Annotated in this window: 19 protein-coding genes and 1 riboswitch; of the genes, 10 read left to right on the forward strand and 9 right to left on the reverse strand. The window is 57.2% G+C overall.

The window, feature by feature from the left end; all coding sequences use genetic code 11:
- The first annotated feature begins 1 nt into the window (after window position 1).
- Window positions 2-610 carry a malonate decarboxylase holo-ACP synthase gene (locus tag IAE30_RS18630; protein ID WP_200680635.1) on the forward strand — a complete coding sequence of 203 codons (609 nt, stop codon included), beginning with the start codon at window positions 2-4 and terminating at the stop codon, window positions 608-610.
- Complete coding sequence (gene mdcH, locus IAE30_RS18635; RefSeq protein WP_045816129.1) at window positions 607-1,506, forward strand: malonate decarboxylase subunit epsilon; 900 nt, start codon at window positions 607-609, stop codon at window positions 1,504-1,506. Before IAE30_RS18630 ends, mdcH begins: the two co-directional genes overlap by 4 nt.
- Here the strand turns inward: mdcH and IAE30_RS18640 are convergent.
- The 7 genes from IAE30_RS18640 to IAE30_RS18670 form a co-directional block, all read right to left on the reverse strand.
- Complete coding sequence (locus IAE30_RS18640) at window positions 1,488-2,435, reverse strand: LysR family transcriptional regulator (RefSeq protein WP_200680637.1); 948 nt, start codon at window positions 2,433-2,435, stop codon at window positions 1,488-1,490. The genes mdcH and IAE30_RS18640 overlap by 19 nt on opposite strands.
- A 108-nt stretch (window positions 2,436-2,543) precedes the next feature.
- On the reverse strand, window positions 2,544-3,917 hold the full coding sequence (locus IAE30_RS18645) for a Fic family protein (protein WP_200680639.1): 1,374 nt from the start codon (window positions 3,915-3,917) through the stop codon (window positions 2,544-2,546).
- A 261-nt stretch (window positions 3,918-4,178) separates the two neighbouring features.
- Complete coding sequence (locus tag IAE30_RS18650) at window positions 4,179-5,024, reverse strand: metal ABC transporter permease (RefSeq protein WP_200680641.1); 846 nt, start codon at window positions 5,022-5,024, stop codon at window positions 4,179-4,181.
- Window positions 5,017-5,880, reverse strand: coding sequence for an iron/manganese ABC transporter permease subunit SitC (sitC, locus tag IAE30_RS18655; RefSeq protein WP_200680643.1), 864 nt, complete (start codon window positions 5,878-5,880; stop codon window positions 5,017-5,019). Before sitC ends, IAE30_RS18650 begins: the two co-directional genes overlap by 8 nt.
- A complete protein-coding gene (locus IAE30_RS18660) occupies window positions 5,864-6,649 on the reverse strand; it encodes a manganese/iron ABC transporter ATP-binding protein (RefSeq protein WP_200537071.1) in 786 nt (261 codons plus the stop codon). Before IAE30_RS18660 ends, sitC begins: the two co-directional genes overlap by 17 nt.
- The gene (locus IAE30_RS18665) at window positions 6,646-7,545 is read right to left on the reverse strand and encodes a metal ABC transporter substrate-binding protein (protein ID WP_200680645.1); all 900 of its coding nucleotides are present in this window, start codon (window positions 7,543-7,545) and stop codon (window positions 6,646-6,648) included. Before IAE30_RS18665 ends, IAE30_RS18660 begins: the two co-directional genes overlap by 4 nt.
- Before the next feature lie 246 nt (window positions 7,546-7,791).
- Entirely contained in the window at window positions 7,792-8,229 is a 438-nt protein-coding gene (locus tag IAE30_RS18670; RefSeq protein WP_034830445.1) for a 6,7-dimethyl-8-ribityllumazine synthase, read from the reverse strand.
- Window positions 8,230-8,393: 164 nt separating this feature from the next.
- A riboswitch (TPP riboswitch) is annotated at window positions 8,394-8,513 on the forward strand.
- A 115-nt stretch (window positions 8,514-8,628) separates the two neighbouring features.
- Between IAE30_RS18670 and IAE30_RS18675 the strand changes: the two genes are divergently transcribed.
- The 8 genes from IAE30_RS18675 to fepB all read left to right on the forward strand — a co-directional run bounded on the left by IAE30_RS18675 (window position 8,629) and on the right by fepB (window position 15,166).
- Window positions 8,629-9,573: an FAD-dependent oxidoreductase gene (locus IAE30_RS18675; RefSeq protein WP_200680647.1), complete on the forward strand. Its 945-nt coding sequence runs from the start codon at window positions 8,629-8,631 to the stop codon at window positions 9,571-9,573.
- Complete coding sequence (thiS, locus tag IAE30_RS18680) at window positions 9,557-9,754, forward strand: sulfur carrier protein ThiS (RefSeq protein WP_045816121.1); 198 nt, start codon at window positions 9,557-9,559, stop codon at window positions 9,752-9,754. Before IAE30_RS18675 ends, thiS begins: the two co-directional genes overlap by 17 nt.
- A gap of 3 nt (window positions 9,755-9,757) precedes the next feature.
- Window positions 9,758-10,516, forward strand: a complete 759-nt coding sequence (locus IAE30_RS18685) for a thiazole synthase (RefSeq protein ID WP_045833233.1) — start codon at window positions 9,758-9,760, stop codon at window positions 10,514-10,516.
- Window positions 10,517-10,525: 9 nt separating this feature from the next.
- Window positions 10,526-11,491, forward strand: coding sequence for a HesA/MoeB/ThiF family protein (locus tag IAE30_RS18690; RefSeq protein ID WP_200680648.1), 966 nt, complete (start codon window positions 10,526-10,528; stop codon window positions 11,489-11,491).
- Window positions 11,488-12,201, forward strand: a complete 714-nt coding sequence (locus IAE30_RS18695) for an ABC transporter ATP-binding protein (RefSeq protein WP_200680649.1) — start codon at window positions 11,488-11,490, stop codon at window positions 12,199-12,201. The genes IAE30_RS18690 and IAE30_RS18695 overlap by 4 nt, the downstream gene beginning before the upstream one ends.
- Window positions 12,185-12,919 (forward strand): ABC transporter permease, encoded by a 735-nt coding sequence (locus IAE30_RS18700; RefSeq protein WP_045816117.1) that lies wholly within the window; start codon window positions 12,185-12,187, stop codon window positions 12,917-12,919. The genes IAE30_RS18695 and IAE30_RS18700 overlap by 17 nt, the downstream gene beginning before the upstream one ends.
- A gap of 9 nt (window positions 12,920-12,928) precedes the next feature.
- Window positions 12,929-13,864, forward strand: a complete 936-nt coding sequence (locus IAE30_RS18705) for an ABC transporter substrate-binding protein (protein ID WP_200680650.1) — start codon at window positions 12,929-12,931, stop codon at window positions 13,862-13,864.
- Between the two features lie 342 nt (window positions 13,865-14,206).
- Window positions 14,207-15,166, forward strand: coding sequence for a Fe2+-enterobactin ABC transporter substrate-binding protein (gene fepB, locus IAE30_RS18710; protein WP_234472795.1), 960 nt, complete (start codon window positions 14,207-14,209; stop codon window positions 15,164-15,166).
- Between the two features lie 90 nt (window positions 15,167-15,256).
- Here the strand turns inward: fepB and entS are convergent, their stop codons facing one another.
- Complete coding sequence (entS, locus tag IAE30_RS18715) at window positions 15,257-16,513, reverse strand: enterobactin transporter EntS (RefSeq protein ID WP_200680652.1); 1,257 nt, start codon at window positions 16,511-16,513, stop codon at window positions 15,257-15,259.
- A gap of 69 nt (window positions 16,514-16,582) precedes the next feature.
- A complete protein-coding gene (locus IAE30_RS18720) occupies window positions 16,583-24,967 on the reverse strand; it encodes a non-ribosomal peptide synthetase (protein ID WP_200680654.1) in 8,385 nt (2,794 codons plus the stop codon).
- Between the last annotated feature and the right edge of the window lie 33 nt (window positions 24,968-25,000).

Genomic DNA, 25,000 nt, shown 5'->3' on the forward strand with positions numbered 1-25,000 from the left:
CATGAATATCCGCCCACACGACCTGCTCTGGCTGCACGCTGATACCACGCTGCTTGATATTCAGGAGAGCTGGGTAGCACTGCAGTGGAACGCTCAGCAGCCGGTTGTGGTGCGGCGCGATGTGATGCAGCAGGATCGCATTCCGATTGGCGTGCGCGGCAGTGCGCGCCATCAACGGGCGGCGGGATGGGTGCGAGGGCAGGATGTGCTGCGCATTGATACGCCGGAGGTGCTACTGGCGCGCGCAAGCGATTCCGTGTTTCGCGCATTGCCTACGGTTGAGGCAGTGATGCAACTTTATCAGCAGCGCTGGTCTTGGTCGTGGGGCGTGACCGGTAGCACGGGATTCGCCTTAGCGACCGGATTGCCGGTGCTGCATGCCACAAGCGATCTCGACCTGTTAATTCGCGCACCCCTGCCGTTGCAGACGGAGGAGGTTAAGGCCTGGCAGCAACAACTGTCAGGTTTGCCCTGTCGGGCCGATACCCAGGTGGAAACGCCGGTGGGTGCCTTCGCGCTTAATGAGTGGCTGCGCGAGGGGCGCGTGTTGCTGAAAACCGCACGCGGTCCACGCCTGACAACGCTTCCCTGGACGGAGGACATAAAATGAAAACGCTGTTCACTTTTCCGGGGCAGGGCACGCAACGGCCCGGCATGTTGCAGTCGCTGGCGCGCGATGAGACCTGGCAAGTGGCACATGAGGTGCTGGGAGAGGAGCTGATGCAACTCGATTCCTCCGTCGCACTGCAACATACGCGCGCGGTACAACTGGCGCTGCTGATTACGGGTGTGTCGGCGGCACGCCAGCTGATGTCCCGCGGCGTGCAGCCCGATATGGTGTGTGGCCTGTCGATTGGTGCGTATCCTGCGGCGGTGATCGCAGGGGTTTTGGATTTTGCCGATGCTCTGCACCTTGTGGCGTTACGCGGTGAACTCATGGAGCAGGCGTATCCACAGGGCTATGGTTTGACGGCCATCAGTGGGATGACGCTGGCGCAAGTTGAAGCGCTGGTAGATGGACAAAACAGTTTCATTGCCAACATCAATGCCGAAACCCAGATAGTGATAGCGGGAAGCGACAGTGCCATGGCCGCAGTGGCGCAGCAGGCGCTGGCGCAAGGGGCACAGCGAGCGCAGCGGCTGGCGATCAGCGTGCCTTCACATTGCGCGCTACTGGATAGCCCAGCGCAGCAGCTCAAAGCCGCTCTGGACAAGGTCAGATTACAGCGTCCGCCATTAGCGTATCTGAGCGGCAGCAGCGCTCGCGTTCTCTGGCAGCCGGAGCGTATTGCTGACGATCTGGCGATGAACATGGCGCGCAGCGTGCGCTGGCATGATGCGATGGTGGCGGCAAAAGAACGTGAAGTGCGTCTGGTCGTTGAAATGCCGCCCGGTGAAGTGCTGACGGGCTTAACGCGCAGCGTGCAGTGCCAGGGAGAGTGTATTGCCCTTGAGCGCAGCGGCGCTGAAGTGGCGCTGCGTCTGTTTCAGCGGCTCGCACGCTGAACTTTTTCCTGCAAACTCAGGGCGAACATACGCCCTTCAGCCACCAGTGCCAGCAGATTCGGATCATGTTCACGATTGCGCGGAAACACGATGGCGATCTGCTGTCGCATTTGATACGGCTCGGCTAAGCGTAGAAAACGCAGATCGTTTTCATACTGCTTACGCATCCTGCCCGGCACCAGCGAATAGCCCATGCCGGCCTGCACCAGACTGAGCATCGAGAAGATGTCATTCACGCGCGTGACGATATTGGGTTCAAAACCGGCTACGTGGCAGGCTTCCTGAAATCCGGCAAAGGTAGCAAAGCCTTCTGCCAGCGAGACAAAGGGTTTATCGCTGTAGCTGCGCAGGTCGATATCTCTTTCACTGTAGTCACTGTTACCCGCGGGCACGGCAAGAAAGATATCGTCCTGAAACAGCGCGACCTGCTCAAAAATCTTTTCATCGATCTCGGCTTCGCTGACAGAAATGATAATCGCATCCAGCTGATTATCTTTTAGCGCGCGCAGCAGCAATTCATTTGAACCCATGGTGAGGTTGAGTTCTAGCTCCGGGCGTCGCAGCTTCATTTTCATGATCAGGCGCGGCACGGTTTCCAGCGACAGAGAATACAAGGTGCCAACCCGCAGATGCCCCAGGCCAATGCCTGCGGTACGTCGTGTTTCATCAATGCCCTGGCTCAGTGTGGCCAGCGCTTCTCTGCTGTATTCCAGCAGCGTCGAGGCGGCAGGGAGTGCCACCAGGTTGCGGCCTTTATGTTCGAACAGCGGGCAACGCAAACTCTCTTCGAGCGTGTGCAGTGCACGGTGCACACTCACGGTGCTGATTCCTAACGTTTCAGCCGCTCTGGCGAGGTTTTCCGTTTCCATGTAGCAAGTGAAAATCAGCAGTTTGCGTACGGTGAGATCGTTGTCGAGGGTCAGTTTCATGCCGGTTTCAGGTCGTGAATCAGAAGTGCCACTATAGCGTTAAGTCGCGACGCGGGTTAGTCAAAAACGAGTGTGAACGTTGTCTTTCGGTCTCGCTAAAAATAATGGCTAACCTGGACGACCCTGACGAATCCACTGATCCGTTAACGATATTGAAAGACGATAGCGGGCACAATTTAACGTACTCAATATGCGCAGCTCGTTCTGCAAAAGCTGCATAAATCGCTCTCTGTCTTCAGGATCAAGGTCAATCATCTGCATGGCAGACTTGATATTCTGACCATCGGCAACGATTAAGCGAATAGTCGTGTTTAAGTTTTCACGGTGACGAAGTCTAAACGGATCCGGAACCCCCATGGCTTCCAGTGTGACGGCATAGCGCTTAATTGAACGACGATATAAATGTTCGAACAACTTAACGGCTAAAGTCACGTCACGTTTTTCATAGATTCCCATCATCGCGTATGCATAGCTTGTTACATCAGCATCAAGAAAGGAGAGTGGAGCACTATTGTAAATCATGAGCGGAATATTTGCGGCCAGCCTGCTGGTTCTTTTGTTCCCGTCTTCAAAGGGTTGCAAATAAGCGATATTGACCCACAGGAAAAAGGCTGACTCCACAGGATTATTAATCAGCCGTGCTTTTTTGAGAATAAGGTCGAACATTTCTTGTAACAGCAACGGTGCCTGTAGTGGGGTATAGGTCGTTCCCGAAATATTCACGATTTTGCGCCTGATAGCCCCCAACTCGTCAGGATTTGAGAGTAAATCGTGCATCAATAAAGCATGCAGGTTGCTGATTACCGGCCCAGTTAATCCAGACTCAGGGACCGCATCGACCAAAAACTCAATTGCCTGTTTATGGTTAAGCAGCATGACGGCATCCAAATCATTCGAAGCCGCGCCACTTTTGAACAGCTCTTCGGTGGCCAGCAATGAATATCGGTTTCCTTCAAGTTGAGAGGATGACCATGACAAATCAATGAGCAATTGCTCCAGAACTTTCCGCGCGTATGTCCCCGCGGGCTGTTGCCCTGCCATTTTGCCTTCATTCATTAAGGCCAGGGCTAGCGTCTGAGGCAGGAGGAACGTTTCGTTCGGAATATAATTGTCCACGAAGCTCCGGTCATATCCGGAAATATCCCTTACTGACAGAGGTAAGTTTAGATATTGATGCAGTGACTGAGCTGAAGAGATTGGAGAGGAATGATATTCAGGTGTTTTCTCCATAACCGATGAACTGGGTTGGGGCAGTATGTTTGAGGGCGCTTGTGCGGTATAGCGAGTCCCCCTTCCTAAGCCATGCCTGATAATTTTGTTTTGACCAAGCAAAACCTCGACATGACGTTTGATCGTTGAACGACCCACACCAAGCCGACTCGCGAGATCACCGGAACTGAGCGAAGACTCGGCAAGTGCGATGGTCGAGAGAATTCTTTGTTGTAGGTCTGAAAGATCATCTGAGGAAGTTAGCCGGATCAAAATCGTACACCTCTGAGATTAGCTTAAAATCCACATAATCAGGAACCTGCATGGCCCATGCATAGCACTCATCGAGTGCTTTAGGAGCAGGGGTTCTGGTTCGTGGCCCATAATGAATGTTAATGGCCCACGTTATTGAATTTATGGCCCACACTGAACATTTACGGCCCATTATAAATAATAATCGGCCCATTTCACTCATTATCGGCCCAGGAAAACAAATTTATGGCCCAAGTGGAAAATTTGCGGTCCGTTAGCGCTTTATTTGACAGCCACAGAGCCGCGACGATTCTCACTATCGCGCCAGCTCACACTCACGAATGTCACCACGAATAACAGGCTATACAGCACCACGATGGTGGGGCCCGGCGCGCTATCGAGCAAGAAGGATGCGTAAACGCCACAGAAGCCAGTGAGAATGGCGATCAGCGCCGCCAGCAGCATCACCTGCAGGAATCGCCGCGCCAGTAACAGCGCAATCGCCCCCGGTGCGATGAGCATAGCGATCGACAAAATCACACCCACCGATTTCAGCGCGGCAACGATGGTTAGCGCAATCAAACACAGCAGCCCGTAATGCATCAAATTGCCGTTTATGCCGCAAGCGCGCGCCTGTTGTGGGTCAAACGCATGCAGTAAAAGATCGCGCCATTTCACGCTCAGCACCAGCACCACCAAAAGCGCAATCACAGCAGTTTGCGCGATATCTGCCCAGCCAATACCCAGCATATCGCCGAATAGAATGTGGTCGAGATGAACTTCCGGTTTCAGTTTCAAATAGAGCACCAGTCCGGCACCAAACATCCCCGAAAACACAATGCCCATCACCGTATCAGGCTTGATGCGGCTGTTCTGGCTGATAAAACCGGTGGCGAGTGCGCACAACATGCCTGCGATAAATGCCCCTATCGCATACGGTAAGCCAACCCACCACGCCAGCACCACACCGGGAAAGACCGCGTGACTCATGGCATCACCGAGCAGGGACCAGCCTTTCAACACTAAAAATGCGGATAGCATGGCGCAAGGCAGTGACAACATCAGCGTGACGATCAGCGCCATGTTCATAAATTCAAACTGAAACGGGCTGAGCAATAATTCATTCATTGGCGTTGATCTCCAGAGCCTGGCGCGCACGTCGCCGCGCGGCTAGCACACCGTGTTTTGGGGCAAACACAAACGCCAGCAGGAACACAACGGTTTGTGCCACCACGATCACGCCGCCGGTGGCGCCGTCGAGGAAATAGCTGCTCCACGCGCCAAGGAAGCTGGTGATGCTGCCGATAGCCACCGCAATCATCAATAAGCGCGGGAAGCGGTCAGTCAGCAGATAAGCGGTGGCACCTGGCGTTACGACCAGACAAATCACCATAAAGGCACCGACGGTTTGCAACGCAGCCACGGTGGAGGCGGCGAGCAAGGTGAAGAACAGAATCTTCAAGCCGGTAGTATTTAGCCCAAGGGAACGCGCATGGCTTTCATCGAAGAAGGTCACCATCAGATCCTTCCATTTCAGTAGCAGCAACGTCAGCGTCACCACTCCAATGGTGCCGAGCTGCCAGATATCGGCGGGCGCCACCGCGAGGATGTTGCCGAGAACGATGGTTTGGATATTGACCGAGGTGGGATTGAGCGACACCAGAAAGAGACCAATACCGAAGAAGGAGGAGAAAATCAGTCCGATGATCGCATCCTCTTTCAGGCGCGTACGCTGGTTAAGAAACAGCATGCTGCCCGCCGCCAGTCCGCCCGAGAGAAAAGCGCCGAGCGAGAAGGGCAGCCCTAGCATATAGGCGCCGGCTACACCGGGCACAATCGAGTGCGAGAGTGCATCACCAATCAGCGACCAGCCTTTGAGCATCAGGAAACAGGAGAGAAACGCGCAAATCGCCCCGACCAGCGCGGCGATCCACATCGCGTTCAGCATATATTGATAGCCAAATGGCTCAATAATCCACGACATGATCCGCCCCCGGGCGTGCGGCAATCTTCTGTAATAACGCGGCATTGCGCTGCTGCACTTCGCCATCGAAAGTACGCGCCAGATTGGCGGCGGTGAACGTATCGCGCAACAGGCCGCTGGCCAGCACGGTGTTTTTCACCAGTACGCAACGGTCGCAGTAATCAGGAATAGTGTTGAGATCGTGTGTGGAGACCAGCATGGTGCGGCCCTCATCACGCAACTCTTGCAACAGGGTGATGATCGCCGCCTCAGTTTTAACATCGACGCCGGTAAAGGGCTCATCCAGCAAGATGATTTGCCCACTTTGCGCCAGTGCCCGCGCGAGAAAAACGCGTTTTTTCTGCCCGCCGGAGAGTTCACCAATCTGGCGATGACGAAAGTCCTGCATCCCGACGCGAGCCAGCGCTTGATCCACGCTGCGCTTGTCCTCCGCACGCGGGATGCGCAGCATGTTCATATAGCCAAAGCGGCCCATCATCACCACATCTTCCACCAGCACTGGAAAACTCCAGTCCACCTCTTCGGACTGCGGAACATAGGAGACAATATTGCGCTTCAGCGCGGCTTTGGCGGGCATCTCCGCCAGCGTCACGCTGCCTGTTGTGAGTGGCACAAAGCCCATGATGGCTTTGAACAACGTGGATTTCCCGGAACCGTTGACGCCCACCAGCGCGGCAATGCTGCCCGTTGGCACGGAAAACGATGCCTGGCGCAACGCGGTGTGGCCGTTGCGATAGGTCACGCTGACATCCTGCACGTTAAGGGTCATGATTTGCTCCCGGCGGTAATGCCTTTCGCCACGGTATCGGTGGTGACACGCAGTAAATCAAGGTAGGTCGGCACCGGTCCATCGCTGTTGCTGAGTGAATCGACGTAAAGCACGCCGCCATAGTGGATACCCGCTTCACGTGCCACCTGCTCGGCCGGTTTAGCTGAGATGGTGCTCTCGCTAAAGATGGTCGGGATCTGGTTGGCTCTTACTGCATCGATCACTTTGCGCACCTGCTGTGGTGTGCCTTGTTGATCGGCATTGATTGGCCACAGGTAAAGCTCTTTGAGTCCCAGGTCACGCGCGAGGTAAGAGAACGCGCCTTCACTGGTGACCAGCCAACGTTGATTTTCAGGCAGTTTATCGATGGCAGCACGCATCGGGGCCAGAGTTTGCTGGATTTGCGCTTTGTATCGATCCGCATTGGCCTGGTAAACATCGGCATTGGCGGGATCGTATTTCTGTAAGGCTTTACGGATATTATCAACGTAGATTAGTGCATTATCCGGTGACATCCACGCATGCGGATTCGGCTTGCCATTGTAAGGCCCCTCGGTGATGCCCAGGGGTTGGATTCCTTCTGTTACCGTCACCTCAGGCACATTTTTCAGACGCTGATAGAAGCGACTAAACCACAGTTCAAGATTAAAGCCGTTCACCAAAATCAGGTCTGCACCCTGCGCACGACGAATATCCCCCGGCGTGGGTTGGTATTCGTGGATTTCAGCGCCGGGCTTGGTAATGGAGGTCACTTCGGCGGCATCGCCCGCGACGTTCTTTGCCATGTCAGCGATCACCGTGAAAGTGGTGACCACTTTGAGTTTGTCGGCAGCAAATGCCGAAGCGCTCATCGAGAGCGTAAGCATCACCACCGATACAACGTGCCTGGTCAACATAGTCATCCCCTGAGAAGTATAGCCTGTGCTATACATTATAGTGCATGCTATGAATGTGAAGTGTTTTTGTCCAATTTTTTCTGTTTACGACAAAAATTTACTTAAGTTGAAGTTGCACAGGAGAATAATGAAAGTGGCTTATGCGATTTTCGAAATAGCGTAGAACATATTGTTCTTAAGGGCAGGGGAGTATTATTGAGAGCAAGAACACTTCATCGCGAATAATGAAGTGTTCCTGAGAGAGAATTAATCAATCGACAAATTATGAATCGCCAGCGCAGCACGCGCGGCTTCTTTGCCTTTTTTGATAAAGTGTTCGGTGTAGAAGTTTTCCAGTACATCAACCGGCTGGAAATTATGTGGCGTCAGTGACACTGAGAATACAGGCACATTGGTGGTCAGCTGCACATTCATCAGGCCATCCACCACAGCGGCAGCCACGAAGTCGTGACGATAAATACCGCCATCAACCACCAGCGCCGCAGCAACGATCGCATCGTATTTGCCGGTTTCTGCTAAACGTTTTGCCAGCAGCGGCATTTCAAATGCACCGGGTACTTCCAGTACTTTTAATTCGGCTTCGACGTTCTGTGCTTTTAATTCTTGCTCAAAACCCACTAAAGCATTGTGCACAATTTCTTTGTGCCAACCGGCTTTAATAAAGGCAATTCTAATATTTTTCATAATGAGTCCAACATCACCTGTAATTTCTTTGCGCTTGAATAGTAGCAATAATGCCTTTGTATACCATATGTTACGTTTTCGATCCAGAACGTGCACGTAGCGATAAATGCCTTTATCGCATAACGAAATCCACGCTTGACGCCGAACGGCGCCTGCAATACAAATAGACGCGTCGGGGGAGTCTCGCCAAAGAGACTGAGAGGCTAAAAGCGCAATGCGCGGCTTAGCGACCCTTTGAACCTGACCCAGTTGATACTGGCGTAGGAAGACTGACAGCGTATCCTGTACGTTGTCTGGCGCAGAGGATCGCTTGCGCCCTTTCCCTCCTCCTGTATCTGCGGGTCTCAGTCAACACTGAGAGGCCGATGTGAATTCCCTTGATATCCCGGATAACCTGCGGTGAGCCGCTGGACAGTATTAGGCTGCGGCGTAGCAGGCCTGTGCGTGGCCACGCTACTGGCGGAACGCGGTGAAGAAGTCGACGTCATTGGCGACGACTCCCGCCAGCCTGCCTCCTGGTTTGCTGGCGGCATGCTGGCACCCTGGTGTGAATCTGAAAGTGCCCCGCAAGAAGTGATCGCTCTTGGACAGCATGCTGCGGCCTGGTGGCAACAGCGCGTTAGCAGTGTGGCGCATCAGGGAACGCTGGTGGTGGCACCGCCGCGCGATAGCCAGGAACTCAACCGTTTTGCGCGCATGACTGAACAGCATCAATGGGTCGATCCCGGTGTTATTGAGCCGCTGCTGGCAGGCCGCTTTGCACGCGGGCTGTTTTTTGCCGAAGAAGCGCATCTTGATCCGCGTCTGGCGCTCACTGAAATGCGTGAAAAGCTGTTACAGCGCGGTGTGCGTTTCGATGCACAACAACCCTCTGGTCGGGTTATTGATTGTCGTGGCATGCATGCCAAAACCGATCTACCGCGCTTGCGTGCGGTGCGCGGTGAAATGGTGATTCTGCACAGCGATGAAGTGCACTTTTCGCGACCAATTCGCCTGCTGCATCCGCGCTTCCCCTGCTATCTGGTGCCGCGCCGCAATGGTCATTTCATGCTCGGTGCCACTATGGTGGAAAGCGACGATGCCAGCGCCATTAGCGCGCGCGCCATGATGGAACTGCTCAGCGCGGCCTACGCCATTCATCCTGCTCTGGCGGAAGCCCGCGTGGTGGAAAGCGGCAGCGGACTCCGCCCGGCTTATCCGGCTAACCTGCCAGAAATCCATTATCAAAACGACACTTATTATCTTAACGGCATGTATCGGCATGGTTTTCTGCTGGCACCCATGATGGCAGAACAGCTGATGCAGCGCCTTTTCGGGGAACAATCCTATGAACATTCAGCTTAACGGCCGGACGATCCGCACCGAGGCCAGCACGCTCAGCGAATTGCTGATCGAGCAGCAAATTGATGCCAGCTGCGTCGCCAGTGCTTTCAACGGCAACTTTGTGCCTAAAAGTCAGTACAGCAGCCAGCAGCTGGAAGAAGGCTGCCAGTTAGAAGTTTTATCGCCGATGCAGGGAGGTTGACGCATGTTTTACGATTTCACTCCCCAGTCACGTTTTCTGCTTGGCACCGCGGGCTACCCATCACCGGCGATTCTGCAACAGGCGATTGCCGCCTCTGGCACGGAAATCATCACCGTGAGTTTGCGCCGTGAAGGTGCGGCGGGCGCGGCTTTTCGCGAGCTGCTAACCGGGCTGGACATTCGCGTGCTACCGAATACCGCAGGCTGCCACACGGTGAAAGAGGCGGTGACCACCGCGCAGATGGCGCGCGAACTGTTTAATACCTCGTGGATCAAACTGGAGGTGATCGGCCATGCCGACACGCTCCAACCCGATCCTTTTGCGCTGGTTGAAGCGGCACGCATTCTCTGTGCGGACGGTTTTCAGGTCTTCCCGTACACCACTGAGGATCTGATTGTGGGTGAAAAGCTGCTGGAAGCGGGTTGCGAACTGCTCATGCCGTGGGGCGCGCCGATCGGTTCCGGGCAGGGGCTGCGCAACATTGAAGGATTACGCGCGATGCGGGCATGGTTCAGCGATATCCCGTTGATAATTGATGCAGGCATCGGTGCGCCATCACAGGCCGCACAGGCCATGGAGATGGGCTTCGATGGCATCCTGCTCAACACCGCTGTGGCCAAGGCGGGTGATCCCATTGCTATGGCGAACGGTTTCCGTCTGGCGATTGAAGCGGGGCAGGCCGCGCGCAGTGCGGGTTTGATGGAGAAACGGGATATGGCGGCAGCTTCAACACCGATCTTCGGTCTGGCGAGTTTGAGTTAAGGAGCCATCATGGAGCGCTATCAACGGCAGATGATGCTGCCGGAAATCGGTGTCGAAGGTCAGCAAAAATTGGCGGCTGCTCGGGTATGCGTGGTGGGCGCCGGCGGATTGGGTGCTACGTTACTGCCGCAGTTGGTTGGCGCAGGCGTCGGTTTTATCCGCCTGTGTGACGACGATGAAGTGGCCTTGCACAATCTTCATCGCCAGACGCTGTTTACGATGCAGGACATTGGTCACGGCAAGGCAGCGTGCGCGCAACAGGCGCTGTTGCAACGAAATCCCGAGGTGAAGATAGAGGTCGTGCCACGCGCTATTGGCGCCAGCGATCTGCCGCACCTGCTGACGGATATCGATCTGGTGATTGATGCCGCTGATAACTTCGCGGTGACCTATCAACTCTCTGACGCCTGTCTGGCAACGCAGATTCCTTTGATCAGTGCATCAGTATTAGGTCGTCAGGGCTACGTCGGTGGCTTCTGCGGCAGCGCGCCGAGTTATCGGGCGCTGTTTCCCCGCTTACCCGCTTCCGCAGCCAACTGCAACACCGCAGGCGTGATGGGACCGGCGGTGGCGGCTTTGGGTGCAATGCAGGCTCAGATGGCACTGAGCGTACTGCTGGGTCTGCGACCTTCACCGCTTGGCAGCGTCATCAACTGTGACTTCATCAACTGGCATGTGCGCGCATTTCGTTTTGACGGTGCAGAAGAGCCAGAAAACAGCGTGCCCTTCATCAATGAGCAACTGCTGACGAAAGAGGATTGCATTGTCGAGTTGCGCAGTGTGGAAGAAGCCCCCGTCAGCGTGGCACACAACGTCGAACGCATTCTGCCGCAGGCCATAGCTGATTGGCAGCCGCCACAGGATCGACGCATTGTACTGGTCTGTGCCAGCGGAATTCGCGCGGCACAGGCGGCCTCGGTGTTGGAAGCGCGAGGGTTTACCCGTCTGGCGATGTTGGCAGCAAGGCGACCATGAATTCGATCGGATTTAATGACATCACCTTTAGCTGGGGTGAACAGGCGCTGTGTCAGCAACTCAATCTGCAACTGCGCGGCGGTAAAACCACGGTGCTGTTGGGGCGCAGCGGCATTGGGAAAAGCACCTTATTGCGGCTGGTGGCGGGTTTGTTGCAGCCACAGCAGGGCGAAATCAGTGGCTTACCGGGCAAGGTGGCGTGGATGGGGCAACAGGATCTGTTGTATCCGTGGCTGACGGTGCTGGAAAACGTGATGCTTTCCGCACGGCTCAACGGTGAAAAACCGGACCGCGCGCGTGCGTTGGCGCTGCTTGAGCAGGTGAAGCTGAGTGAGGTGGCGCAAGCCGCACCGGATAAGCTTTCAGGCGGGATGCGGCAGCGTGTCGCACTGGCGCGTACACTGTATGCCCAACGCGAAGTGGTGCTGATGGATGAGCCCTTCGCCACGCTGGATGTGATGACCAAACTCAGCCTGCAAACCCTGACCGCCACGCTGCTCAAGGGCAAAACGGTACTGCTGGTTACGCACGATCCGCTCGAAGCCTGCCGAATGGCCGATGACATCGTGCTGTTGCATGGCCAGCCGTTAGCGGTTGAAAGCTGGTCGGTGCCTGCGGGTGATGCTCCCCGATCCCTTGATGATCCTCGCCTGTTACAGGCGCAGGGCGAACTCTTTTCCCGACTGAATCAATATGAAAAAACTGTTTAGCGCGATCTATCTGATCGCGGTGCTGCTGTGTGGCTGGCTGCTGGCGCGGCACCATGGCGTGCCTGACTTTTTGCTGCCTTCGCCGCTGGCGGTGTTGGAGGCATTATGGCTGCATCGCCAGCTGCTGGCACATCACGCGTTGTTTACCCTGGCAGAGATTGTGCTGGCGCTGCTGCTTGGCGTTGGGACGGGCGTGATGCTGGCGGTTCTGATGGCGGGCAGCCAGACTCTGCGTCGCGTGTTGTTTCCGCTCGTGACCGCCAGCCAGGCGATTCCGGTGTTTGCGCTGGCGCCACTGCTGGTGCTGTGGCTGGGATTTGGCATCGCCTCCAAAGTGGTGGTCGCGGCATTAATCGTCTTCTTCCCGCTGTGTCTGTCGCTATTTGATGGCCTGTGCCGTACGCCGTCTGGCTGGCTGGAACTGGCGGGCACCCTGAATCCTTCACGTGCGCGGATTTTCTGGCACGTGCGCTGGCCCGCAGCGCTCCCGCAGTTTTTTTCCGGTTTGCAGATGGCGGTGGTGCTGGCCCCGATTGGGGTGGTGATTGGCGAATGGGTCGGGGCCAGCGAAGGGCTGGGCTATCTGATGATGCAATCCAACGCCCGGCTGGAAACGGCCACCAGCTTTGCTGCTTTGTTGCTGTTATTGATGCTGGCGCTGCTGCTCTCCGGCGGCGTCGCGATGCTGCGTAAAAAATTCCTCTGGCACTCAACATAAGGACGTCCCTTGAACACCCTACGTAACGCGATTACCGCTTTGCTGCTGCTGGCGACCACCAGCGCGCACGCCGAACAAAAAGTTCGCCTGCTGCTCGACTGGTTTGTGAACCCCAACCATGCAGCCATTTTTGCCGCGCAGTACAGCGGCGCTTTCAAGAAAGAAGGGCTGGATGTCGAGATGATCGCCCCGGCTGATTCGGCGTCGGTGCCGCTGCTGCTGGCGGCAGGCAAGGCCGATCTGGCAATCAGCTATCAGCCACAGCTTTATACGCTGGTAGACAAGGATGTTCCGGTGATCCGCGTGGGCACGCTGATTGGACAACCGCTGAATACGCTGACCACCGTGTCCGGCGATATCCACTCGCTCAAGGATTTAGCTGGCAAAACGCTGGGCTATGCGGTGCCAGGATCGGAAGATGTGGCGATCCGCAATATGCTGAAATCGCAGGGAGTGGATGTTAATTCGGTGAAATTGATCAGCCTGAATATGGATTCAACTTCGGCGCTGCTGACGCACAAAATCGATGGCGCGATGACCATTTTCCGCAATTACGAGCTTATCGATCTACAGGATAAGGGCGCGAAGCCCGTCGTGTTTAAACCCGAAGATTACGGTGTGCCCGCTTATGATGAGCTGATTATTCTGGCGAACAACAAGAGTGCGGCGCAGGACAAGCGCATCCCCGCATTTTTACGCGGCCTGGATGCTGGCGTTGTGTGGCTGCGTGCGCATCCGGAAGAAGCCTGGGAGGCGTTTATTAAACAGTATCCTGAGCTGAACACCAAACTCAATCATCAGGCATGGGAAGCGACACTGCCGTTGTTTGATGGGCACAGCGCCACCTTTGATAAAGCGCGCTATCAGGCGTTTGGTGAATATATGAAAGCCAACGGGCTGATCAAGGATGTGGCGCCGATGACGCGCTACTCGCTGGAGCAGTAATCGTTTTGCGGGCTTGCTAAAAAGCTGGCCCGCAACACGCTTTCACCTTTCATCCTTTATGCTCTAACCTGCAGAACGCAGAACGCAGAACGCAGAACGCAGAACGCAGAACGCAGAACGCAACCACTAGCCCATCCGGCACGACCACTCAATCTTCATCCGCACTTCAGCATCAAATTTCACCAATCACCAATCACCAATCACCAATCACCAATCACCAATCACCGACCCTCAACCACTCCTCGCCAACTTTCCTCAGCCCCTGGCCGCCAAATCCTCTTGCACCCCATCCTTATTTTGATAATGATATCCATTCTCAATTATCAAGTAATGGATAACCTGATGCGTTTGCCCGTTCTGGCGTTATTGCTTTGCCTCTGCTCCCTGTTCAACTATGCGGCCGCCGCTGAGGCCTCAGCCCGCTGGCCACGCACAATATCCACACCGCAGGGGCCGTTCACTTTGCAACAGCCGCCACAGCGCATTGTTTCAACCAGCGTGACGTTAAGCGGCACTTTACTGGCGATTAACGCGCCGCTGATTGGGTCGGGTGCCACCAGCCGCAACAGCAGCGTTTCCGATGCCCAGGGCTTCTTTACCCAATGGGGGGAGGTCGCCAAAGCCCGTCACGTCAAGCCGCTGTATGTTTCCCAGCCCAACGCAGAAGCGATAGCGGCGGAGGCACCAGACCTGATCGTCATCTCTGCCACGGGTGGAGACTCCGCGCTGAAACTCTACGATCAGCTGAAAACCATCGCGCCCGTGCTGGTGGTTGATTACGGCGATAAGAGCTGGCAGGCGCTGGCGTTGCAGCTGGGTCATATCACTGGCCACGAAGCGGAGGCGAAGCAGGTGATTGCAAAGTTTGACCAACGTGTTGAGTCGCTGCGCAGCAAAATTACCCTGCCGCCGCAGCCCACTTCAGCGATTGTTTATTACGAAGATGGTCGCGGGATGAATGTATGGACGCCGGCTTCGGCGCAGGGAGAGTTACTCAAGGCGCTGGGCTTCACGCTGGCGATGCCGCCTGCCAGCCTGCAGGGCAGTACCAGCATGGGCAAACGCAACGACATCATCCAACTTAACGGCGAGACGATGGCGGATGGCGTTACCGGCAGTACGCTGTTGCTGTTTGCCGCCGATGATAAAACCGTGCCGCAGGTGGCGAAGAATCCGTTCCTCGCGCATTTACCCGCGGTGCAGCATCACGACATTTTTGCCATGGGTAACGACACTTTCCGCCTCGATTACTATAGCGCCAGCAACATGCTCAGCAGTATTGAGCGGCAGTTCGTGCACTAACAGGTAGCAATATACTCAACAGTATTGAGCGGCAGTTTGTGCACTAACAGGTAGCAATATACTCAACAGTATCGAACGACAGTTCGTACACTAAGCGGCAGCTTGCTCAGCGGCAGGAGGTTCCTGATGCAGCTGTGCCGTGCGCAAACCGCGTGCGGCCAGCGCGACCAGCAGCAGTAAACCTGCGGCCACGCCCCCAAACCACAGCACACTGTTGAGCGCGCTCAGCGCACGTGCCAATGCACCGAGTCCTAATGCACCCAGCGAATCGCCACTCACATCCTGCGCGGTGCCCAGACTGTTGACCCGACCCAGCAGAGCGTCCGGCGTGTGGTGCTGAATCAGGATGAATTGCAGCAGGGACGCGATGGCATTGCTGTAGCCATAAGCCACCAATGCCAGCAACGCCGGGATCAGTTGGCTGTAAAGACCCAGAGAAGCGATGCAGCCAAAGGCCACCAACGCACTCACCAGCAACACCAGACCCGGTCGTGACAGCTGTCGCACCCAGCCACTGGTGAACGCGCCGATCATCGCACCGAGCGGCACGGCGGAGTACATTAACCCCAGCGCTGAGGCATCAACCTGCCACACCTGCGCCAGCGCCGGGAAAAGAATGCGCACCGCACCCACCATACTGAGTAGCAAACCCACCAGCACCGCAGCACCCACCACATTGTGCCGACAGACAAATTGAATGCCGCTGGCGAGCGCGCGCAAAGGGTGTTCAGGCTCTTGCTGTTCAGGTTTCATCGCGGGCAGCCGCACCAGTGGGATCAGGGTCGCCAGCGTGCCGAGGGCGGCGACGGCAAACGCCCAGCCAACACCTGCCGCCACGATAATCATGCCACCCAGCGCCGGAGACAGGATCGCACCCAGCCGCACGGTTAACATGCTTAATGCACCGGCCTCCGCCAGATGCTCGCGTCCCACAATTAACGGAATCACCGCCATCAGCGCCGTCATGCCCAGCGCACCAAAAAAACCATCCCAGAAGGCGAGGAAATAGAGCGCCCACAATGAAGGGGCAGGACTAAACGCGTTCAGGCTCAGCAGCACAAAACCGATGCCACAGGTGCCACGCGCAAACAGGATCAGTTTGCGGCGATCGTAGCGATCTGCCAGCACCCCGCCGAGCAGCAGGCCAATAAACATGCCGATACCATCGAGCATCACGGCCACGCCAACCTGTAAGGTCGAGCCGGTCATGGCTTGAATCTGAACCGGTACACCCACGGCCAGCATGCCCAGCGCAAACACGGATAGCATGCGAGCGCAGAAGATGGCGCGAAACGCGGCGTTGTTTTTCAGCAGGCTGAAATCAAGAAAAATTGAAGGCTTAGCCATAAATATCCATTGTTAAAAACGAGCTGGGGCGCACATCAGCGCGCCCACATTCATTGGCCGAGGGCCGGGTTATAAGCGAGTCGCGGTCAGCAACCGGTTGATCAGCGGACCCAGCACTTGCAGCGAGGTCGCAGACAAAATGTCAGCGTGCTCACAATCCAGCGGCCAGATTTCCAGGTCTGAGACAAACGGTTTCCAGGTCGCAGGCACATCCATGTCGGCAGGCAGGGTTTTCTCTGCCATAAACAGCGTGGCTTTACCGGCATAACGCGGCGTACGCGCTTCCGCCAGCCGTGCAACAGCGTCCTTGTAGTTGGCGACGATGGTGCTAAACATCGCGGCTTTCTCAGCACGCAACAGGGGATCGCGCTCATCTTCGGTGGCGGCCATAAATTCGGCCTGTTCCCGTGCTACTTCCTGCTCTGCCTCTTCAGCATCGGGCGTGCGCCAGTCCTGTCCTTCGGCTGGGTAGGTATCCAGCAGACCAAGGAAGGCCACGCTTTCGCCACTGGCCTGCAGACGCGCCGCAATGCCTTGTGCCAGCGTGCCACCCAACGAGTAGCCCAACAGGAAGTAAGGCCCCTGTGGCTGGTGTTCGCGTATAGCGGCCAGATGGCGATCGCACATGGCTTCTACGCTGGCACAGGCTGCGATAACGCCCGTCGGGCGCGGTGATTGCAGCCCCACGATCGGGAAATCGCCATCGAGATAGTGCAGCAGCGCGCTGTACTGCCAGGCGAAGCCCGATGCCGGATGGATGCAGAACAGCGTCGGACCCTGGCCGGCACGCAGTGGCAGCAACTCCCCGTTGCCGCTGCTGTCACTGACATCACCCGCCAGCAGTGCCGCCAGTTTCTCCACGCTGCGTGCGGCGATGATCTGCCCGACACTCACTGGCTGCGCTACACGGCGGCGTATTTCTGCTGCCAGTCGCATCGCCAGCAGCGAATGACCGCCCAACGCAAAGAAGTCATCGTCGGCATACACCTGCTCACATCCCAGTAGCTGCTGGAACAGTTCTGCCAGCATCTGCTCGTGAGGCGTTTCCGGCAGACGGCCAGCCTGCGCGCTGCGTTGCGGCATCGGTAGTGCTTTACGATCCAATTTGCCGTTGGCACTAAGGGGCAAATCGTCCAGCAGCAAATAGCTCACCGGCTGCATGTGGGCGGGCAGGCGAGTGCTCAACTGCTGTTTTACCTGTTCGATGTCCAGTGCCACGCCAGGCTGAGCCACCAGCCAGCCGAGCAGCTGGCGATTATCGACGCCCGCCGTCGCCTGTTGTGTCAAATTGCGTGCAGCCACGACTGCCTGCGCCACGCCCGGCAGTGCCACCAGCGCCTGCTCAATTTCACCCGGTTCGATACGTTGTCCACGCATCTTCAGCTGGTCGTCGCTGCGCCCCAGATACTCCACGGCGCCATCCTCGCGCCAGCAGGCGATATCACCGGTGCGGTACATACGTTCGCCATCGGCAAACGGAGCGGCAATAAAACGCTGCGCGGTAAGATCGGCACGATGCAGATAGCCATCGGCAAGCTGGATGCCGCTGAGATAAAGATCGCCAGGCACGCCGACCGGCACCGGGCGCAGCAGATTATCGAGGATATGCAGTTGGGTGTTCCACACCGGGCGACCAATCGGCACGCCGGGGCCATTCAGGCCTTCGAGCGCGCTACCGCTGGCGGGTTGCCAGGTCACATCCACGGCCGCTTCGGTGGGGCCGTAAAGATTATGCAGCGGTGCCGCGATCACTTGCTGATAGCTGCGAGCCAGATCGCAGGCTAATGCTTCACCGCTGCAAAATACACGGCGCAGCGAGGCGCAGGCGTGATCGGTTTGCGCACTGACATGCCCGACAAAGGCGGCCAGCATCGACGGAACGAAGTGCAGGGTGGTGACCTGATAATCGTCAATCAACTGCCACAACGCCTGCGGATCGCGATGGGCATCCGGGGGCGCCATCATCAGCTGTGCGCCAGTCATTAACGGCCAGAAGAACTCCCAAACCGAAACATCAAAGCTGCACGGGGTTTTCTGCAACACCACGTCGTCGTTACGCAATGGATAGCTGGCTTGCATCCAGCGCAAGCGGTTAACGATGGCGCGCTGATTGACCACCACGCCTTTTGGCTTGCCGGTCGAACCTGAGGTGTAAAGCACATAAGCCGGTCGCTGCGCGTCGGGTTTAGGCAACGTATGACGCGCCACACTCTGCTCACTGGCAAGGCGATCGAACATCATCAGGGTGCCAAAGTTGGCGAATCGACTTTCCAGCGCCGATTCGGTGATCACCACCCACGGTCGTGCATCGTCCACCATGTACTCCAGACGCTCATCGGGATAACCAATATCCAGCGGCAACCAGGCCGCGCCTGCCTGCAAGATGGCGGTAAGGGCAATACTCAGACGAACCGAGCGCGGCAAGGCAACGGCAACGATATCGCCTGGCATCACGCCCGCTTCGATGAGTCGATCGGCCAGCAATGTGGCCTGACGCTGCATCTCGCGGTAGGTGAGTTGATGATCGACGTCGCTCAGCGCCAACGCGTCCGGCGTGCGTGCGGCTTGCTGGGCGATGGCTTGTTGCAGGGTTTCATTCTCCAGCTGCACACCGGTGTTATTGACCCACTCGAGCAGCGATTGCTCGGCGAGGGTTTGTAAACGCCATTGCGTTAACGGCAGATCCGGTGTGGTGACCAGCTGTTGCAACAGCAGCAACAGGCGTTCAGCCAAACGATCGGCATCGGTGACACAGGCGCGATATTCCATCAACAGCGTTAGCTGTTCACCCGGCAGCACCAGCAGCGTCAACGGATAATGGGTGTAGCCACGGTTGTGGATCGCTTCACAGCGTACTCGCGCGTTGGCATCCTGTAACGATGGATTGTCAGGGTAGTTTTCCACCACCAGCAAGGTATCAAACAGGGTGCCTGCACCTGCCAGCTGTTGGATTTCAGCCAGTCCGAGGCAATCCTGTTCAATCAGCTGGATCTGCTGATTTTGATGCGCGGCTAACTGCTCCAGCAGCGGGCGCTGAGTATCAAACCGCACGCGCACCGGCAGCGTATTACTGAACAGACCGACATGTTGATCGATCCCTTCAATCTGGCCGAAACGACCGGATACCGGCGCGCCAAACACCACGTCCTGCTGACCACTGGCAATCGACAACATCATGCCCCACAGGCCCTGCATCACAGTATTGAGGGTCAATCCGCGAGTGCGGCACAGCGCATAGAGTTCGCGCTCCAATGTGGCATCCAGGGTAATGCGTTTTTCCTGAACAGCACTGTCGGCGGCATTGGGATACAGCAACGTGGGCCGCACGTCGTGCAGACATTCCTGCCACTGCTGGCGTGCCTGATGCACATCTCGTTGGCTAAGCTGGCGCACGATGTCGGCATAATGGGTGCGTTGGGCGGCCAGCGGCTGTTGACGCAACGCACTAAGTAAATCGTTTAAAATCACCGGCGTTGACCAGCCATCCACCACCAGATGATGTGCATTCAGCAGCAGCGTCCAGCGTGCTTCAGGCTGATGAGGGATCAGCGTGGCCTGCAACATCACCGGCTGCTGGAACAGATCCTGTGACAGCGCCTGATGCTCAGCGGCGTCAATATCCCCGGCTTCCAGCACCTGCAGCGGCCAATGCAGATCGCCTTCCGGCAGCAACTGCAAGGGTTGCAGACTGAGTTCGCTGTCAAACCGGGCGGCGAGCTGCGGATGGCGCTGCAACACCTGGTTGAGCGCCTGCTGCACCGATGCTACCGACACATCACCGCTGAGGGTTAATCGCGTCAGTGAGTTATAGCTGCCTTGCGCGCCACTGGTCTGTGCGTGGAACAGTAATCCTTTCTGCAACGGCAGCAGCGGCAAGACGTGTCTAAAGGCCCCGTGACGTGCGCGCAAGAGTTGCAGCAGCGCATCATCCACACCTTCAAGATTGATTTCCGCAGCGACCAGCGTGTTAGCGGCCTGCTGTGGCTGTTGCTCTGCGAAGTGGCAAAGCTGTTGTGCACCCAGCGCGATAGCCTGATGCAGTTGCTGAATCTGATCGGCATGCAAGACGCCCTCCGCCCAGCTCCAGTTCAGCGCCAGCTGCTGGTCATCAACAAACACGTTGAGTTCCAGTGCGTGCTGTAACGGCATAGCATCGTCCTGAATCACCGCAAAGGTGTCGCGGAACTGCTGCGCGGTGCGCTGAGGCTGCCAGTGACCAGCGGATTGAGTGAAGCGGCCGAGATAATTGAACAGCACCTGTGGCGCATGGTCGGCGGCCAGTTTCGCCAGCGTGATGCCACGGTGGGCATCCAGCCAGCGCAGTTGGCCATAACCGATGCCGCGATCCGGCACGGCACGCAGCGCAGATTTCACCGCGCGCACGCTGTCATTCAGGTCGGCCGAAGCAGGCAGGGCGAGCAGCAGAGGAAACTCCGCTGTCAGCCAGCCCACCGTTCGCGCCAGATCCTGATGATCGTGCAACTCGGCACGGCCGTGTGACTCCAGCGTCACGCGTTGTAACGCACTGCCGTTCATGCTGCGCAGCGCCAGTGATAGCAGAGTCAGCAGTAACTCTTCGCTGGTGGCGCGGAACTGCTGCGGCAGGGTATGCAATAAGGCGGCGCTGGTGGCCGCATCCAGCAGAGTGCGCTGATGCAAGGCGCGTTCATGACCGTTTAAGGCACGCTCACCCAGTGCAGGCAACGGTTGCTCCAGCATGCGTTGCCAGAACGGCATTTCGCTGGCGCGTGAGGCCAGGTTGGCCAACAGCGTAGCGGACCAGTCATGCAGCGAGGTCTCTTCAGCGGGTAAGGCGATCGGCGCGCCGCTCAGCAGTGCATCACCGGCCTGTTGCAGTTCATCCAGCAACACGCGCCATGACACGCCATCCACCACCAGATGGTGCAGCGTTAACACCAATCCGCAGCTTGCACCTTGTGTCTGAAGCAGGGTCGCCTGTAGCAATGATCCTGTCGCCGGATCGAGGCGTGCTGCATCGTCACAGAAGACCTGATCGGCGGCCTGGTCACGCGCTGTTACTTCGATAACGCGACAACGCGCAGGGCGCGCAGAGAGCGGTTCGCCCACCACTAACTGATTATCACGTGTGAAGGCGTTGAGGGCTGGATGTGTGCTGGCAAGCTGTTCAATCAGCTGTTCCAGCTGCGCGAGTTGCAGCTCTGGCGGCACGGACAGCAGCACGCCGTGGGCGAAGCGGGCATTGATGCCTGCTTGCGCATTGAACCAGTGCAGAATCGGCAATCCGCCAATCGCCCCCTGTTGTGACACACGGGCATGTTGAGAGTGCTGTGCCAGCGGGGCTAAATCTTGTGCCATGCGCGCGGCGGTGCGTTCGGCAAAAATGTCTCGCGGGCGCAGCATATACCCCGCGCGGCGAGCGGCAGTGCTAAGACCCATCGCCGAAATGCTGTCACCACCGAGTGAGAAGAAGTCATCCTCCGCGCCGACGCTCTCCAATCCGAGCAGGCTGGCCATCGCCTGGCAAATCAACGTTTCCTGCGGGGTGCGCGCAGCGCGGCTTTGCTGTTGCTGAGCCTGCTGTGGTTTCGGCAGTGCCTGGCGGTCGATTTTGCCATTCACATTCAGTGGTAGATCATCCAGCACCATCAGCACGGCTGGCAGCATATAGTCCGGCAACTGGGTACCCAGCTGCGCCAGCAAGCGGGTGCTGAGTTGCGGATCGGCGCGCAGGGCATCATCCTGTACCGAGCAGTAGCCAATCAGACGGTGAGTGGCGCCCATCACTTCGGCAATCACCACTGCGGTACTCACTTCGGGCAGTGCCACTAGTGCGTTTTCAATTTCACCCAGTTCGACGCGGAACCCGCGCACTTTGATCTGGTGATCCACCCGCCCGATAAACGCCAGTTGACCATCCTGACGCCAGCGCATCACATCACCGCTGCGGTACATCACCTCGCCTTCACGGAAGGGGTTAGCGACAAAGCGGGCGGCAGTCAGATCCGGGCGGCGCAGATATCCGCGCGCGATGCCCATTCCGGAAATATAGAGTTCGCCGGTGCAGCCAATCGGTACCGGCCGCAGTTGGCTGTCGAGCAGATAAACCTGGCTGTTGCCCACCGGACGACCAATTACCGGCTGCGGTGAAGCCAGCACGCTGGCACCGAGGGTATCTATGGTGTACTCAGACGGGCCGTAATAGTTGTGGATTTCCATCTGCTGCTGTTGCTGCATCAGTTTCCACAACGTCGGCGTGGCGGCTTCACCGCCGATCATGACAAAAGCAGGGCGATGGTTTTCCGCTTCCAGCAATCCGCTGTCGATCATCTGAGAGAAGAATGACGGCGTGATGTCCAGCAGATCGACCGGCACCGCGTTCATCTGCTGAATCAAACCCCAGGCATCGCGACGCAGTTCTTCGTCGAAGATATTCAGCTCGCAGCCCATCAGCATGCAGAACAGCGGCTCCCACGAAGAGTCGAATGAGAACGACGCGGTATGGCCGGCGCGCATCCGGCGCGGGTTGCTGGCGTGGAAGCGGTCAATCGCCGGTCCAAACAGATGTTCGCGATGTGACAGGAACAGATTCAGCAATCCCTGATGTGTGCTCATCACGCCTTTTGGCCGGCCGGTTGAACCGGAGGTGTAAATCATATAAGCGAGATCGACACCGCACAACGCGGTGTGCGGCACACTCGACGGCTGTGCCGCCAGTTCACTCTCCAGCTGATCGATGCACAGCGCGGGAAGTGTCGGCATCTGCGCCAGTGTAGCGGAGTGGGTCAGCAATAATACGGGTTGAGCATCGTCGCACATCAGTGCCAGACGTTCGCGTGGATAATCGAGATCCAGCGGTATGTAAGCCGCGCCGCTCGCCAGTACGCCGAAGATCGCAACCAGCGAATCTACCGAGCGCGGAATGCCAATCGCCACTACGTCGTCCGCTCGCAGGCCACGCGCAATCAGTACATGCGCCAGTTGCATGGCGCGATTGGTGAGTTGGCGGTAGGTCAGCGACTGTGCGCCACAGACGACCGCCGTCTGGTCAGCGCTTTGCGCCGTGCGTTGCAGCAGCATATCCACGATGGTGGTCGCGCCCGCAGGCAGAGTGAATTCCGGGCCAGTGGACCAGCGCTGCAAATCAGCCTGTTCGTCTGGGGCAATGATCGACAGCGTATCCAGGCTGATTTGTGGTTGCGCGGCGAACTGCGTGAGCAGATGACGAATGCGATTGGCGTGACGCTGTAACATTTTCGCGTCATAGCGCGTCGAGTTAGCCACCAGCGTTAACTGCAATGCGCCATCACGGAAGCCCACTTCAAACTCGATATCGTCGACTGGGCCCATGGCTAAGGTGTGAGTCGCCGCCGGAATGCCATCGAATTGCAGTTCATCATGATAGACCTTGACGTTAATCACCGGTCCGTAAAGCTGTTGGTTGCTGCCGACCAAACCCAGATCGCGACGGAGTTGCTCTGCTTCATAGCGCTGGTGGCGGCGTGCTTTACGGATTTCCGCCTGCACCTGCTGCACCAGCGTGGCTAAATCGCTCTGATGAGGAATGTCGAAGATCAGCGGCAGGACGTTGACCACGGGACCCAACGCCGTCAGCGCCGCTGAACCCATGCGGCGCATAAAGGGAAAGCCAATCGACAAGCGCGGGCTGTCGCTGATGCGCGCCAGATAAGCCAGCAGCAGGGCACTGACGATATCGCCTTCGCTGAAATCCTGGAATGCAGCGTGCTGACGCAATGTTGCCAATTCCGGCAGCGCGACGTGGCAGCTGATCGGGCGATCGCCAGCATCCAGTACGCTTTCACAGGAGAGGGTTAAGGTTTCAGGCAGTTCAGCTGCATAGGTTTGCCAGTGGCTGGCGGAGCGGGCAAAAGCCGGTGATGCCTGCCACTGCTGATATTCATCAATCACTTCACTAAATGGCGTGAAGGGTGAAGGTGAGGGTTCTTCGCCACGGCACAGTTCGGCATAGATGGCCGCTACACGCTGCGTCAGCGCCTCGAAGCTGAATCCATCAACCAGCAGATGGTGATAGCGCTGATACCACCACCAGCTGCCATCACCCACGCGCATCAATAGGTGGCGATAGAGCGGTTTATCGCCGTCAGCCGCCAGGTCGGCACGCAGATCGGCCTGCATAAGTTTATGTGCCTGACCGGTGGCGTCCCCGCGCTGGCTGAAGTCGTGCCACTCCGGCAGCACCAGAGCTTGCGCATCAAACCACTGCGCGGGATCACCGTTTTCATCGAGGCCAAAGCGTGCCTGCACGGTGTCGGCTTCTGCCATCGTCTGGCGGATGGCGCTGTCCAACGCCGCGCGGTTAATGTCGCCGTGCAGCACGCTGTAGTGCGCCACGGTAAATTGATTGCGCTGCTGCGCAATAGCGTCCGCGATCCAGATGCCGGGCTGAGCCGCCACCAAAGGATACGCAGGTGAATGCGTGATTATCGATGCCAAAGGAATGTTCCCGTCTAAAAAATCAAAAAAAGG

It is taken from the genome of Pantoea sp. S61 (assembly GCF_016625145.1).
GTDB classification, from domain to species: Bacteria; Pseudomonadota; Gammaproteobacteria; order Enterobacterales; family Enterobacteriaceae; genus Pantoea; species Pantoea rwandensis_B.